The organism is Ralstonia pickettii (genome assembly GCF_016466415.2).
In the GTDB taxonomy this organism is placed as follows: domain Bacteria; phylum Pseudomonadota; class Gammaproteobacteria; order Burkholderiales; family Burkholderiaceae; genus Ralstonia; species Ralstonia pickettii.
On sequence record NZ_CP066772.2, the window covers coordinates 1,283,582 to 1,297,511 of the forward strand.

At 64.7% G+C, this 13,930-nt stretch carries 13 protein-coding genes; 5 read left to right on the forward strand and 8 right to left on the reverse strand.

Annotation, left to right across the window (positions count from 1 at the left end; genetic code table 11):
* Positions 1 to 9 precede the first annotated feature (9 nt).
* The 3 genes from RP6297_RS21965 (at position 10) to RP6297_RS21975 (ending at position 3,597) form a co-directional block, all read left to right on the forward strand.
* The gene (locus RP6297_RS21965; RefSeq protein ID WP_004633942.1) at positions 10 to 669 is read left to right on the forward strand and encodes a cysteine dioxygenase family protein; all 660 of its coding nucleotides are present in this window, start codon (positions 10 to 12) and stop codon (positions 667 to 669) included.
* Complete coding sequence (locus tag RP6297_RS21970; protein ID WP_009241847.1) at positions 666 to 2,315, forward strand: rhodanese-related sulfurtransferase; 1,650 nt, start codon at positions 666 to 668, stop codon at positions 2,313 to 2,315. Before RP6297_RS21965 ends, RP6297_RS21970 begins: the two co-directional genes overlap by 4 nt.
* 394 nt (positions 2,316 to 2,709) lie before the next feature.
* Positions 2,710 to 3,597 carry an EamA family transporter gene (locus RP6297_RS21975; RefSeq protein ID WP_009241848.1) on the forward strand — a complete coding sequence of 296 codons (888 nt, stop codon included), beginning with the start codon at positions 2,710 to 2,712 and terminating at the stop codon, positions 3,595 to 3,597.
* Positions 3,598 to 3,659: 62 nt separating this feature from the next.
* Here the strand turns inward: RP6297_RS21975 and RP6297_RS21980 are convergent, their stop codons facing one another.
* From RP6297_RS21980 to RP6297_RS22005, 6 genes are all read right to left on the reverse strand, one after another.
* Positions 3,660 to 4,061: a type II toxin-antitoxin system MqsA family antitoxin gene (locus RP6297_RS21980; RefSeq protein WP_009241849.1), complete on the reverse strand. Its 402-nt coding sequence runs from the start codon at positions 4,059 to 4,061 to the stop codon at positions 3,660 to 3,662.
* 2 nt (positions 4,062 to 4,063) lie between these two features.
* The gene (locus tag RP6297_RS21985) at positions 4,064 to 4,363 is read right to left on the reverse strand and encodes a type II toxin-antitoxin system MqsR family toxin (protein ID WP_009241850.1); all 300 of its coding nucleotides are present in this window, start codon (positions 4,361 to 4,363) and stop codon (positions 4,064 to 4,066) included.
* 72 nt (positions 4,364 to 4,435) lie between these two features.
* Positions 4,436 to 6,448 carry a putative bifunctional diguanylate cyclase/phosphodiesterase gene (locus RP6297_RS21990; RefSeq protein ID WP_009241851.1) on the reverse strand — a complete coding sequence of 671 codons (2,013 nt, stop codon included), beginning with the start codon at positions 6,446 to 6,448 and terminating at the stop codon, positions 4,436 to 4,438.
* Positions 6,445 to 7,017: a YfiR family protein gene (locus tag RP6297_RS21995; protein ID WP_009241852.1), complete on the reverse strand. Its 573-nt coding sequence runs from the start codon at positions 7,015 to 7,017 to the stop codon at positions 6,445 to 6,447. The genes RP6297_RS21990 and RP6297_RS21995 overlap by 4 nt, the downstream gene beginning before the upstream one ends.
* Positions 7,014 to 9,029 carry a TonB-dependent receptor plug domain-containing protein gene (locus RP6297_RS22000; RefSeq protein ID WP_009241853.1) on the reverse strand — a complete coding sequence of 672 codons (2,016 nt, stop codon included), beginning with the start codon at positions 9,027 to 9,029 and terminating at the stop codon, positions 7,014 to 7,016. The genes RP6297_RS21995 and RP6297_RS22000 overlap by 4 nt, the downstream gene beginning before the upstream one ends.
* A 258-nt stretch (positions 9,030 to 9,287) precedes the next feature.
* Entirely contained in the window at positions 9,288 to 9,707 is a 420-nt protein-coding gene (locus RP6297_RS22005; RefSeq protein ID WP_004633929.1) for a F0F1 ATP synthase subunit epsilon, read from the reverse strand.
* A 237-nt stretch (positions 9,708 to 9,944) separates the two neighbouring features.
* Here RP6297_RS22005 and RP6297_RS22010 point away from each other — a divergent pair, with 237 nt between their 5' ends.
* Both RP6297_RS22010 and RP6297_RS22015 read left to right on the forward strand, forming a co-directional pair.
* Entirely contained in the window at positions 9,945 to 10,880 is a 936-nt protein-coding gene (locus RP6297_RS22010) for a LysR substrate-binding domain-containing protein (RefSeq protein ID WP_009241854.1), read from the forward strand.
* Positions 10,881 to 10,925: 45 nt separating this feature from the next.
* Positions 10,926 to 11,609: an HAD family hydrolase gene (locus RP6297_RS22015; RefSeq protein WP_009241855.1), complete on the forward strand. Its 684-nt coding sequence runs from the start codon at positions 10,926 to 10,928 to the stop codon at positions 11,607 to 11,609.
* A 60-nt stretch (positions 11,610 to 11,669) separates the two neighbouring features.
* Here the strand turns inward: RP6297_RS22015 and RP6297_RS22020 are convergent, their stop codons facing one another.
* Together RP6297_RS22020 and RP6297_RS22025 are read right to left on the reverse strand one after the other, a co-directional pair.
* Positions 11,670 to 12,893 (reverse strand): TIGR03364 family FAD-dependent oxidoreductase, encoded by a 1,224-nt coding sequence (locus RP6297_RS22020; protein WP_009241856.1) that lies wholly within the window; start codon positions 12,891 to 12,893, stop codon positions 11,670 to 11,672.
* The gene (locus tag RP6297_RS22025; protein WP_009241857.1) at positions 12,894 to 13,919 is read right to left on the reverse strand and encodes a putative 2-aminoethylphosphonate ABC transporter substrate-binding protein; all 1,026 of its coding nucleotides are present in this window, start codon (positions 13,917 to 13,919) and stop codon (positions 12,894 to 12,896) included. It abuts the gene before it with no gap.
* Positions 13,920 to 13,930 lie beyond the last annotated feature (11 nt).

Here is a 13,930-nt window from a genome sequence, read left to right on the forward strand (position 1 = left end):
AACCTGTCGATGAGCACGCCCGTACTCGCCACTGTTTCCGCTGCTGCTTCCTCTGCGGCACCCGCACAAACACAGTCCATCGCGCCGCTGCGTGAGTTCGTGACGGCGCTGTCGCGCCTGCTGGATCAGCAACCGACCGAAGCCGAAATCCTCTCGCGCGCCGGCGCCCTGCTCAGTGCGCTTGTCGCCCGCGACGACTGGTTGCCCGCTGAATACGCCCAGCCGCACCCCGAGCACTTCCAGCAGTTCCTCCTGCATGCCGATTCCGGCGAGCGCTTTTCCATCGTCAGCTTTGTCTGGGGCCCGGGCCAGCGCACACCCATTCACGACCACACCACGTGGGGTCTGATCGGCATGCTGCGCGGCGCCGAATACTCGCAGCCGTTCAAGCTCGACGCCCAAGGCAAACCCCAACCCGACGGCCCGGCGATCCGCCTGGAGCCCGGCGCGGTGGAGCACGTCTCGCCGCGCGTGGGTGACATCCACCGCGTGCACAACGCCTTTGACGACCGCACGTCGATCAGCATCCACGTCTACGGCGGTAACATCGGCGGCATCCACCGCTCCGTCTATACGGAAGACGGCGAGCGCAAGCCGTTCGTCTCCGGCTATTCGAATACCCATCTGCCCAATCTCTGGGACCGTTCCAAGGACACGCCCGCATCATGAGCACCATCATCGACGCTATCGACGCCATCGAATCGCCGGTCGCTGCACCGCTGGCCGAAACCCACGTCCCGACGCTGGCGTATGCCGACGTGCGCGCCGCCCTGCTGGCCCGCAAGGAGATCGCGCTGGTCGACGTCCGCGAGGAAGACCCGTATGCCCAGGCGCATCCGCTGTGGGCAGCCAACCTCCCGCTCTCCCGGCTGGAGCTGGAAGCGTGGTCGCGCATTCCGCGCCGCGATACGTTGATCGTGCTGTACGGCGTGCACGATGGCGTGGACCTCGCCCCGCGCGCGGCGGCCAAGCTGGCTGAACTCGGCTATACGCGCGTGTACCTGCTCGAAGGCGAACTCGATGGCTGGCGCGCAGCCGGCGGCGAAGTGTTCCAGGACGTGAACGTGCCGAGCAAATCCTTTGGCGAATACGTGGAGGCACACCGCCACACGCCGTCGCTCAGCGCGCAGGAAGTCAAGGCGCTGCTTGATGCCAGGCGCGACGTGGTGATCGTCGATTCGCGCCGCTATGAAGAGTTTCAGACCATGAGCATCCCCACGGCGACGAGCGTGCCGGGTGCCGAGCTGGTGTTGCGCATCCGCGAGCTGGCACCGGACCCGACCACGCAGGTCATCGTCAATTGCGCGGGACGCACGCGCAGCATCATCGGCACGCAATCGCTCGTGAATGCCGGCATCCCCAACCCGGTGGCGGCACTGCGCAATGGCACCATCGGCTGGCTGCTGGCCGATCAGGTGCTCGACCATGGCGCCAGCCGTCGTCACCTGCAGGAGGTGTCTGTCGAAACACGCGCGCAGGCACAGGCCGATGCGCGCGCCGTGGCTGAACGCGCCAACGTGCCGCGTATTGCGCTGGCTGACGTTGCCAAACTGGAGACCCCGGACCGCACGGTCTACAAGCTCGACGTGCGCACGCCCGAGGAATACGCCGCCGGCCACCTGCCCGGCTTTGCCAGCGCGCCCGGCGGCCAGCTCGTGCAGGAAACCGATCACACCGCCGCCGTGCGCGGCGCGCGCATCGTGCTGGCCGATGACGACGGCGTGCGCGCCGACATGTCCGCCTCGTGGCTCGCACAGATGGGCTGGGAGGTTTATGTCGTCGATCCGGTCGACGCGAGCGAGCGCAGCGTGACCGGGACGTGGCAGACACCTGCCCCGCCGCCCCCCGCCGTGCGCACCGTTGACGCCCGCGCTCTGGCAGGCTGGCTCGAAGCGGGCGACACCGCCGTCATCGACGTCACACGCAGCGCCAACTACGTTGCGCGGCATATTCCGGGCGCGTGGTTTGCCGTACGTTCAGACTTGCCCGCCGCGCTGGAACGCATCCCGGCCGCACGCCGCTATGTGCTGACGTGCGGTTCCAGCCAGCTCGCCCGCTTTGCCGCCGCCGACCTCGCCAAGCTGACGCATGCCGAGGTCTGGGTGCTCGACGGCGGCACCGCAGCCTGGGTGGCGGCCGGCCTGCCCGTTGAAGCCGGCGAGACCCGCCTTGCCTCAGACCGCATCGACCGCTATCGCCGCCCGTACGAAGGCACGAGCGCGCCGCGTACCGCGATGCAGGCCTATCTGGACTGGGAGTTCGGGCTGGTCGAGCAGCTGCGGCGCGACGGAACGCACGGTTTCCGGGTCATCTAACTGGCCGCCAAGGTTCGGAACGTCACGCTTGGCGTTCTGAACTCGACACTTGAAGTTCCAACACTCCACGCTTGAGGTTCCGGACGCCACGCTTGAGGTTCCGAACCGCACCGTTGGCGTTCGGAACGTGACGGGTGGCGTTCAGAACCTCGATAACTCGTAGTGCGAACGCCAACATTGAGGTTCTGAACGCCGTGCATGGGGTTCCAAACCCCGCACGCCGGGTTCATAACCGGGAACGCGAGGTCTGGAACCCCATGATTGGAGTTCCAAACTCCACACACGCCTCAGCTCACTTGCTTGCTAACAATGTTCACAACGAGTGATAACAAAACTCGTTTTGCGCATAAGGCCGCCTTGCGTAGCATCGGGACTTCCTCCCAGAGGTTCCGTCATGTCCCCCTTCATCGCCCTGTGCCTGCTCATCACCTACGTGGTGTGGGGCACAACGTATCTCGCCATCCGTTTTGCGCTGACCGATCTGCCGCCCTTTCTGATGATGGGCTCGCGCTTTTTGGCTGCGGCGGTGCTGCTCGCCCCGCTGGTCATCCTGCGACAGCGCAAGCGGCCCGAAGAACGGCCGACCTTGCGCCAGGTCCGCAACTGCGCGTTGATCGGCGCGTTCATGCTGGTGGGCGGCATGGGCATGACGGCGGTGGCCGAGCAGACCATCTCGTCGGGTGCGACCACGGTGATGATCGCGTCCATGCCGCTGTTCTCCACGCTGTGGACGCTGCTGGCCGGCGGCCGCCTGCGGGCGTATGAAATTGGCGCGATTGCGCTGGGCAGCATCGGGATTGCGGTGCTGTTTCGCGGAGCGGAATTTCAGGCCAGCACGGTCGGCGTGCTCGCGCTGACCACCGCCATTGCGTCATGGTCGTTCGGCTCGCAGCTCTCCAAGCGCATCGACATGCCCAAGGGCATGACGGCTTTCGTATTGGAGATGGCCTTTGGGGGCGTGGCACTCGTCGTGCTCAGCCTCCTCACCGGCGAAACGTGGCCCAGCCACATCGGCACGCATGCCACGCTTGCGTGGGGCTACCTTGTGGTGTTCGGCTCGGCCATCGCGTTCACGGCCTACATGGCGCTGGTGGAACGCGTGTCCACCGTCATGGCGACAAGCTATGTATATGTGAACCCGCCCATCGCCCTGCTGATGGGCGCATGGCTGGCCGATGAAGTCGTCGCACCGCAGACGCTGGGCGCAACGGGCATCATCCTCGCGGCCGTGGTGGTGCTGACAGCCGGCGCAACGCGCGCGGCGCGGCGGGCTGCTGCTTGAACGTGCCCGATGGTGGCCGAAAAAGAGCCCGCACATTGGCGGGCTTTTTCTTTGGAGCGCGATCAAGCTGTCTTGATTTCAGCCAGCAAATCGGGGTGGTGATCGAGAAGCTTCAAGAGTTTCACCAGCGCCAGAGACGGTTTCGTCTTCCCGGTCTCATAGCGCGAGAACGCATTGACGCCGCCACCAAAAATCTCGGCGGCCTCGCGCTGGTCCAGATTCAGTTTGCGCCGCACCGCCGCAATGTAGGCCGGGTCAACATAGGTGGCATTCACCTGGCGCTGAAAGGCCGACACCAGTTCGCCATACCGGTCGCCCTGCTCGCGTTCGAGCACGATCTCGTCGCATGCAGGGCAGAACTCTCCAGTCACGGAGGGGATGACGGTGGTCTCCCCCTTGTAGGCGTACGGCACATCGCGTGTGTCATGGACCAGCTCGGCGGCACCGCAGCTCGGGCATTTCATGGTCAAAGCTCCTTGAAGGAAACGATCAGCACGCCATCAACCACGGTCAGCTTCAGGTAGACGTCTTGCCCACGCGCCTTTGTGTGATAGACGTCTTGCCACACGCGGTGGTCGGCATGGGTCGTCATGCTCTTGTAAAAGCTGTGGGGCGTCAGCGTCATGACGACTGCGCACATGCCCGCCAGATCCGTAATGCCGAGTTCGAGTGCCCCCTCGTATGCGCTGCGTGTCGCGCGCACGCTGCCCGATCGAATCAATTCACGAATGAGCGACAGCTTGGCGTGCGGCGTACGTTTTTCCATGCACGCCAACTTAACCTAGTTGGTTATTGTACCAAATGGGTTAATTCCGAAAACCGTCTTCCGCGAGAGAAGTTACCCCGCCAACGACGACGGCAACGACGTGCTCGGCGCCGCCTCACCGTCAGCAAACGCTGCGCTGCCTTCGTCCTCGGCGCTGTCCAGCCGGTTGAGCCACGCCAGCAACGCGTCGGCTTGCTGCGGGCGCGAGAACAGGTAGCCCTGGCCCAGGTCGCAGCCAGCGTCGCGCAGCAAAGCGAGCTGCTCGGGGTCTTCCACGCCTTCGGCCACCACCTGCATGCGCAGGCTGTGCGCCATGGCGATCACCGCGCCGGCAATGGCCTCGCCGTCGCCGGGCATGCGCTGCACGAAGCTGCGGTCGATCTTGAGTTTCTGGATCGGGAAACGCTGCAGATACGCCAGCGACGAATACCCGGTGCCGAAATCGTCGATCGACAGACTGATGCCGGCCGCGTGCAGGGATTCGAGCAGCGCAATGTTGGCCTCGATGTCTTCCATCAGTACGCTCTCGGTAATTTCGAGTTCGAGCTGATGCGGCGGCAGGCCGGTTTCGCGCAGCACGTCCATGACGTTTTCCACGAGCGCAGGGTCGCGTGTCTGCCGCGCCGACAGGTTGACGGCCACTCGCAGCGTGATGCCTTCTTCACGCATCCAGCGCACGGCTTGTTGGCACGCTGTACGCAGCACCCACAGGCCCAGCGGCACGATCAGGCCGGTCTCTTCCGCCACTGCGATGAACTCGCCGGGGCCGATCAGGCCGATCTCCGGATGGCGCCAGCGCACCAGCGCCTCGACACCGTAGACGTTTGCCTTGGAGATCACCGCATCGTGTGCACCTTCCGTGCGCAGTCGCACCTGCGGCTGGTAGGCCAGCAGCAGTTCGTCGCGGTCGAGCGCGCGTCGCAGGTCGGCCTCTACACGCAGGCGGCGGCGCGCCTGTTGGTCCATCTCCGATGTGAAGCTCGCCGACGCATTCTTGCCGTGGTTCTTGGCGTGATACATCGCCGTGTCGGCGTTGCGCGTCAGGGCCTGCACGTCGCGCGCGTCATGCGGATACAGGCTCACGCCCACGCTGGCCGTCACGTAGATCTGGTGCAGGTCGAGTGCAAACGGCGCCGCCAGCGCGGCAAGAATGCGCTTGGCCAACCCGTCGGCCAGCGTTGCGGCTTCCGTCGCGGCAATCTGCGCACGCCCCGACAGTTCTGCGATCACCGCGAACTCGTCTCCGCCGATGCGGCACAGCACGGCGCGCAGGTTGGCCTGCTCGATCACGTCATTCAGCCGCCGTGCGACCTGGCGCAGCAGGCGGTCGCCGTTGTTGTGGCCCAGCGTGTCGTTGACGACCTTGAAGTTGTCCAGATCCAGCAGCAGCAGTCCCACCGCGCCGGCCTGGCCCGCGCGCTTGAGCGATACCTGCAGGCGTTCGTTGAAGGCGTGCCGGTTCGGCAGTTCGGTCACTGAATCGATGTGGGCGAGGTAATCCAGATGCGCCTCTGCCTGCAGCACGGCGCGGCGCATACGGGCGATCACCAGATACGCAAGGCCCATTGCACCGATGCCGACCGATACGGTCAACACGGCATAGCCGAGCAGTTGCATGTATAGCTCGCTCAGGCTGGAACGCACCACCACATAGCCGATCACGCGGCGTTCCGACTCCACCGGCTCGACCACTTCGAGCGTGGTGAGCGTCGACACATCGGACTCGCGCAGCATGGCGGCATCGGGGGCGCGCACCTGCGCAGCGTCGCCATGCTGGTACAACGCCAACGGCTTGCGCAGTGCGCTGAAGATGCCAGCTGCGCGCAGTGGCGGCGATGCCTCCAGCGCAGCCAGGGTTTCTTCTGCCGCATGACGGTCGTTGAAGAGCAGCGCGGCCACGCTGTTGGCACCGACGATGCGCGCCTGCACGTGCACGTCGCGCACCAGCGCCGCATGCAGCGCAATGAACTGGAACACGATGAGCAGAAAGCCGGCAATGGTCAGCGCCGCACCGGCACCGGCCATGTTGGCCCGCACCACCGAGTGGCCCAGCCGCGGCGGAGAGGTTGTGATGGACTCGTTCATTGCACGCTCCTCGCCAGGCGCAGCAGTTGCGAGCTGATCTGAAGACGGGCCTGCCGTGCCGCCACTGCATCGATGTCGAAGACCACGCGGTCGTCATGCAGCGTCAGGGCGATCATCGGTTCGGGGGTGCCGGGTGCACGCGCGCTCTTTGGGCTGTCGGACACCGTCAGCACGGGCGTGGCCGGATCGACGCGCACACCGTTCGAGGCGCGCGTATCGAACACCAGGACATGGCAGCCGGCAACGGTGCCGTCGTTGATCTTTCGGATTTCCAGGCGGTGTCCGCGCACGGGTTTTCCTGTCAGTTTTTCCAAGGCCGCCTGCAACGGGTGCTGGGCGGTTACGCATACCACCATGGGGGCATCGGCCTGCATGACGTCGGCCGGCCAGTTGGTGAACAGCGCAAAGTTATAGATGAATGCCGCCTTGACCTGCACCTCGCTGGCCTGCATCTGCGCCTGCGTGGCGCCCATGCATGCCACGCCCGCCAGCACGGCACCGAGCACCGCGCAGAACCTGCGCGGGCTGGGTCTTCGTGCGCGTCGGACGCTGCCGTGCGGGCTGTTCATCGGAAGGTGTAAGTCAATTTCACGCGAAAGGCACGCCCATCCTGCTGGATCGACGACTGCGGTTGCTCAGGCCCGGCCGGATCGGCATAGCGCCGATCGAACAGGTTGTAGACGCTGGCCGACATCTCCAGATTGGGTGCCAGCTGCGCCGCCAGCAAGGTCAGGTTGGCGATCCAGTAACCGCCCACTTGGCCCGTTGTCGTCAGCCGATTACTGATGTATCGCGCCTCGATCCCTGCGCGCCAGTCGTCACGCCACACGGGCGTGGTGGCATTGACCTTGAGCATGTGACGCGGCGAATTGGCCAGCGTCTGGCCGGTGTCGATGACTTCGGAACGCTGGAAACTGTAGCTGGTGCGCAGGCGCGTGCCGCCCGGCCAGGTCTGCTCGTAGCCGAGTTCTGCGCCCTGCGTGCGCACGCGCGCCACGTTGCTGAAGTAGAGCAGCCCGGTGTTCGGGTCTTCGCTCTGGCTGATCTGGTTGGAAACGTTGTTCTGAAACACCGACAACGTCGCCTTGCCGCCCACAGCCACTTGTTGCTCGACGACCGCTTCATACGTACGGATGCGTTCGGCCGACAGCCCGTGGGTAGCCTGCTGGCCGCCGGGCGCGCTGCTCTGATAATTCAATTCGTAATCGTTCGGCGCGCGATAGGCCATGCCGTAGATCGCCTTGACGGTGGTCGTTGGGGCGGCATGCCAGATCAGGCCCACACGTGGGCTGAAGATGCCCGGCGTGAAGCTCGTATGGTCGTAGCGCAGGCCCGTATCCAACAGCCAGTCCGGGTGCAGCATGAATTGGTCCTGCACATATACGCCCACGCGGTTGTTGGTGCGATGGTCGTCCAGGTAACTGACGTAGGGCACCGTATCGAAATTACGCATTGCATCACGGTAGTCGCGCTGCAGCTCGGTACCCATGACCAGCGTGTGGCGTTCGATACGGCGCGTCACGAGCTTGAGTTCCGTGCCGTACCACCCGGTATCGAACACATCGCGGTTGATACCGGCCGGGGGCGGGTTGTACGTGTAATCGCCCAGCGACGCATACCGCCCCCAGAACAGCCGCGCGGACACGTCGGTCGTGTCGTCCAGTGCGTGTTGCCAGGTGCCGTTGAATATCTGCCGCGTGTCGACAGCGCGCGAGCGCGGGTCGTTGAAGCTCTGGTTGTACGGCGCAGTCGGCACGCCCTTCGTCCGATCGACGTAGCCGAAGGTCATCCCGAACTCGCCGAAACTGCCCTTGGCGAACAGACGCTTGGCGCGGTCGAAATCCATGCCGCGGGCCACACCGTCACTCACGCCGGGCTGATTGAACTCGGCAAAGTACAGGTCGCGGCCCGGGGCATCGCTCACGCTGGCCGACAGCAGCCACTCGGCACCGTTCTCGGCTCGCTTGCCCCACGTCAGGCGGGCATCGCGCGCATTGGCGCTGCCGGTCGATCCACTGGCCTGCACGCCGTCGATGTCACGGCCGCGCTTGGTGATGATGTTGATCACACCGAACAGCGCGTTCGACCCGTACACCGCCGAGCCCGCTCCGGGCACGTACTCCACCCGCTCGATCAGGTCGACGTTGAGGATGGCTTCGGTGCCGACGGCCGCCTGATCGAAGATCGGATCGTTGGTGCGATGACCGTCGATCAGCAACAGGAAGCGGGTGTCGTAGTCGCCCGCCCGTAGAAAGCCGCGCGCCCCAAGCGTGTTGTAGCTGCGATCGTAGTTGGTGTAGAGCCCTGGAAGGCTCCCCAGGATGTCGGCCAGCGTGCGCCAGCCATAGGCTTTGATGTCCGCCGCGGTAATGACCGAAACGTTGGCGGGCGCCTCATTCGCGGCTTGCGCGTACTTGGATGCGCCCGTGACGACCTGCACCTGCATGAGTTGTTCGATAGGCAACGCGGTCAGGTCTGTCGCGTCTGTTTGGGCCAGCGCTGTCGTGGAAAGCGACGTAACCGCCACCGCAAACATTTGCGCAATTCGGCTCGGGTCGAGCAGCGCCCACGGCAAGCGCATTGGCAACGAGAACAAATGCTCTGCACTCGGATGTTTCAAGCAACCAGGCCCAAGCGCACGGGCAATCACAACAAGGGGCGACATCAGCAGAACCGGCGGAACCGATCACGTCTGTGGGGCGACGTTCGGCGGGAAATTCGATCGTTCTGCTCTAAAACGGAGAACCGGCGCGGTTCTTTACCCCACCCGTGGTGGGACGACACGTCAGCGCCGTTGTGGTGCAGGGCAGCATGGCCCCTTTCTTGTGATGGCCAAGCCTCAGCGGCGGCGCTTGCGCAAACGCTCGATGGCGGCCAGTTGCGCGACGGCTTCGGCCAGCTCCGCCTGCGCGCGTGCGTAGTCGAATTTGCTTTGGCTGTTCTGCATAAGCTCCTCGGCCGCCTTGCGGGCCTGCTGCGCTTTCGCCTCATCCAGGTCGTGTGCGCGCACGGCGGTGTCTGCCAGCACGATCACCTGCTCCGGTTGCACGTCCACAAAGCCGCCGGCTACAAAGAGGATCACTTCTTCGTTGTTCTCCTGCGTAACGCGGACACTGCCCGGGCGCATGCGCGTCAGCAGACGTTCATGGCCGGGCAAGATGCCCAGTTCGCCCTCGGTGCCGGGGATCACCACAAACTTGGCATTGCCTTCGTACAGCCGTTCTTCTGCCGTGACGACGTCGACCTTCAGCACCGGCATGGTCTCTCCTCTATTACGCGCATAGGTGGACACGGTAGCACGATGTGCGCCCGCGCCGTCCTCGCGCGCCCTTCCTTTTCGATGTGACCCACGCCACGTTGACTTGCGCGTGGCAATCGCCGCCGCCCGCGCGCCTGTCCATGGCTGACCGTAAGGTCTTACCGCATGTAGCGTCACAAACGCTGCCTAGACTGGGCGCCTGACGATCAAGAAAAGACATATCAGGGAAACACAAGCATGCTGGCCGATCTATTGATGTCCTTCTTCGAAGTAGCGCGCCAGGGCAGCGTCACGTCGGCCGCCAAGCGCCTGCGCCTGTCGCAGCCGACCGTGACCGGACGCATCCGCCAACTGGAAGAGATGTACGGCGTGGAACTGTTTCACCGCCGCGGCAGCCGGCTGGACCTGTCCGATCTGGGCGTGAGCCTCATGCCCATCGTCGAGCGCCTCGCGCAGCAAGAAGGCGACGTCGATTTTCTCCTGCGCAATGCCGGCGATCTGCGCACCGGCAACCTGCGCGTGGGCGCAACGGGCCCTTACTACATCCTGCCCAGCGTGGCGGCGTTCCGAACGCGCCATCCAACGATCGAAATCACGATCGAGTTTGGCAACTCGCAGCAGATGCTCGAGGCACTCTCCGAAGTACGTATCGACCTGGCCGTTTCCTCTCACGCCGTGGACGACGAACGCCTGCATCGCATCACGCTGGCCGAAGACACGATGGTGCTGGTGGTGCCGTTGGATCATCCACTTGCACGCCGCCCGGGCATCACGCTGGACGACGTTGCCGGCTGCCAATTGCTGATGCGCGAGCCGGGCTCCGTCACCCGCCGCGTTACCGAAGACGCGTTCACCGCAGCCGGCATCGAGCCCGCCAGCACGAGCATCATCGGCAGCCGGGAAGCCATCTACGAAGCAATCAGCCGGGGGCTGGGGTGCAGCATCGTGCCCGCGCGTGAGGCACCGCGCCGGCCCGATGTGCGCGTGCTGCCGTTTTCCGGCAACGCGCCGGTCATCCACGAATACCTGTACTTCCTGAAGGAGCGCAAGGACGCACGTCTGGTGCGAGCGTTCCTCGACTGCCTGGACCCGCAGCGTGCCCCGGCACCGACGAAAAAGGCCGATGCGTTCATCGCCAAAGTTATGGCGATGGACACAGCCGCGACGCGCTAGGGCCGTAACCTCGCGGTTTTTCAACCGCCCCTGCCCGCCCGCTGTATGCAATCGCTTGCCCTGTTCGATCTGGACCACACCCTGCTGCCCATTGACAGCGAATACGAATGGGGCCGCTTTCTGGTCGCCCAGGGCGCGGTGGACCGAAACGAGTTCGAGCAAGCCAACGAACGCTGGATGCGGGAATACCGCGACGGCACGCTCGACTTTGCGCGACACGCGCGCTTCTCGCTCGGCCTGCTGGCCCAGCACCCGCGCACGCGGCTCGACGCCTGGCGTGCGACGTTCGTGCGCGAAGTCATCACGCCCGCCGTGCTGCCGAGCGCACGGCAACTGGTCGATACACACCTGCGCGCCGGCGATCTTTGCTGCATCGTCACCGCCACGCACCGCTACCTGGCCGAGCCGATTGCCGCCGCGTTCAACGTGCCACATCTGCTGGCGGTGGAAGGCGAGACCCTCAACGGCCAGAGCGATGGCGCCTTCACGGGTAACCCGCTCGGCACGGCCACGTTTGGCGCGGGCAAGATCGTGCGCGTCACGGAATGGCTCGCACAGCGCGGCCAGCGCATGACGGATTTCACGCGCACCGTGTTCTACAGCGATTCACGCAACGACCTGCCGCTGCTCGAGGCCGTTTCGCATCCGGTGGCCGTGAGCCCCGACAGCACTTTGCGTGCCGTGGCCGAATCGCGCGGCTGGCCCATCGTCGAACTCTTTCCTGCCTGAAAACAAGAACGCCCGCGCGGCGTGAACCGTGCGGGCGTCTTATTGGTGAACGACGCTCCGTCAGGCAGGCACTGCTGCGGGCGTGCTTGCCGGCGGCGTCCATTGCGGCAGCTCGGTGCCGTCGACGAGCGCATCCATATGCCGATGCGCGAGCGCCGGTCCGACGCTCATGCCAATGCCGCTGTGCATCAGCGCGACTGTGGTGCGGTCATCCACGCGGGTAATGGAGAATGCGCCGCTGCCCGGCACACGGCACTTCGCGCCGTATACGCCCTGCCAACGCTCTACCACGCGCAGCTTGGCTCCAAAGGTGTCACGTGCGAGATCCAGCAAGATGTTGTCGACCGATTCGGCATTGAACGGGCGCGCGTCCTGGCCGTAGTCGTGCGAATCGCCAACGATCCAGTCACCATAGGGCGTCGGGCTCACCAACAGGTGAATGCCATGACGCGCCAGCTCCGGGCGCTGATGCTCGATCTGCATGGCCAGCGCCTGGGCGGTCGGCAAGTCTGCAAAGGCACCGTAGTGCGTGCATGACAAGCCGGTCAGCACGGCGTGTTCCAGGCGGAAGCCGTCTTCGGGCGTGACGCGCAGCATCTGCAGGCGGCAAACCTGCGGTTGCAGCGTGCGAAGCTGGTCAGCACACAGCGTCTGGTAATCGTGACCGCTGCAGACAACCACACGCTGGGCGTTGCACACGCCAGCGGTCGTCTCCAGCCGGCCGCCTTCCACATGGCGCACCAGCGTCCCGAAATGGAAACGCACGCCTTGCTTGGCAAGCCACGACGCCAACGCCGGAATGGCTTCGCGCGAATAGAGCTGCAAATCGTCGACGCCCTGAAGCGCCGCGCGGTGGCGCAGGAAACGGCCATCGTAGAGATTTGCTAGGTCTGCGCTGCGCAGCAGCTTCACGTTGTAGCCGAAGGCCGGTGCACGCGTTGCCATGAACTCGTCCAGCACGTCTTCTTCTGCGGCATTGCGGGCAAACAGCAACGCACCGTTCGCTCGCGCAAAGATGCCGGCCTTGTCGGCCCAGTCGAGATACAGCGCGCGGCTTTCGCGCGCAAGGTCCAGCATGATGCCGGGCGGCTGGCCAGTCACCAGCATTTGACCGAAATTGCGGATGGATGCGCCAACGGCAATATCGCTGCGCTCGAACACCGTCACGCGCAGGCCGCGTTTGACGGCAGCGGCCGCATGCGCCAAGCCCAGAATGCCAGCCCCGACAATCGCGACGTCGGTGCTGGCATCCAGGCCCCCGGAAGTTGCGGGAGCTTCAATCACTTACTTCTTCTCCGACTTGCCGTCGTAGCGCTTCGTCCACTCGGCCAGGATGCGATCGCGGTTGGCGCTGGCCCATGCAAAGTCGTTCTTGATCAGATGCTTCTCGTAGTCGGCCGGCAGCAGCGGATCCGGCTTGGAGAAGCCCGGCGTGGCAACCACGGCAAAGTTCTTCTCGTACAGCGCCATGGCAGCCGGGCTTGCCGAGAAGTCAGCCAGCTTCTTGGCCGCTTCAAGGTTCTTGGTGCCCTTCATGATGCCGGTCGCCTCCACGTCCCAACCCAGGCCTTCCGACGGCAACACGATATCGATCGGGGCGCCTTCCTTCTTCGATTTCACTGCGCGGTATTCAAATGCGATACCGATCGGGAACTCGCCCGAGGCTGCCATCTTGCAAGGCTTGGAGCCCGAGTGCGTGTACTGGCCGATGTTCTGGTGCAGCGCGTCCATGTAGGCCCAGCCCTTCTGCTCGCCCATCATCTGCAGCCAGGCGCTGACGTCCAGGTAACCGGTGCCCGACGAAGCCGGGTTCGGCATGACGATCTTGCCGGCATAGACGGGCTTGGTCAGGTCGGCCCACGACGTCGGCTTCGGCAGATTCTGCTTCTGTGCTTCGACGGTGTTGAAGCAGATGGCGGCGCCCCAGGCATCCATGCCTACCCATGCCGGCGGGTTGGCCTTGTCGCGGTAAGTCGCACCGATCTTCGCCAGATCGGCCGGTGCGTAAGGCGTCAGCATGCCTTCCTTGTCCAGGATGGCGAGGCTCGATGCGGCCAGGCCCCACACCACGTCGGCGCGCGGGTTGTTCTTCTCGGCCAGCAGCTTGGCGGTGACGACGCCGGTGGAGTCGCGCACCCACTTGATTTCGATGTCCGGATTGGCCTTCTCGAAGGCGTCCTGGTACGCCTTCACTTGGTCAGCTTCCAGCGCCGTGTACACGGTCAGCGTGGTCTTGGCGAACGCCGACGTGGCAAACGCCATCGTTGCCGACGTGATTGCGGCGGCCAGCAGGGAAAGACGTGCGGTCATGGTTTCCTCGA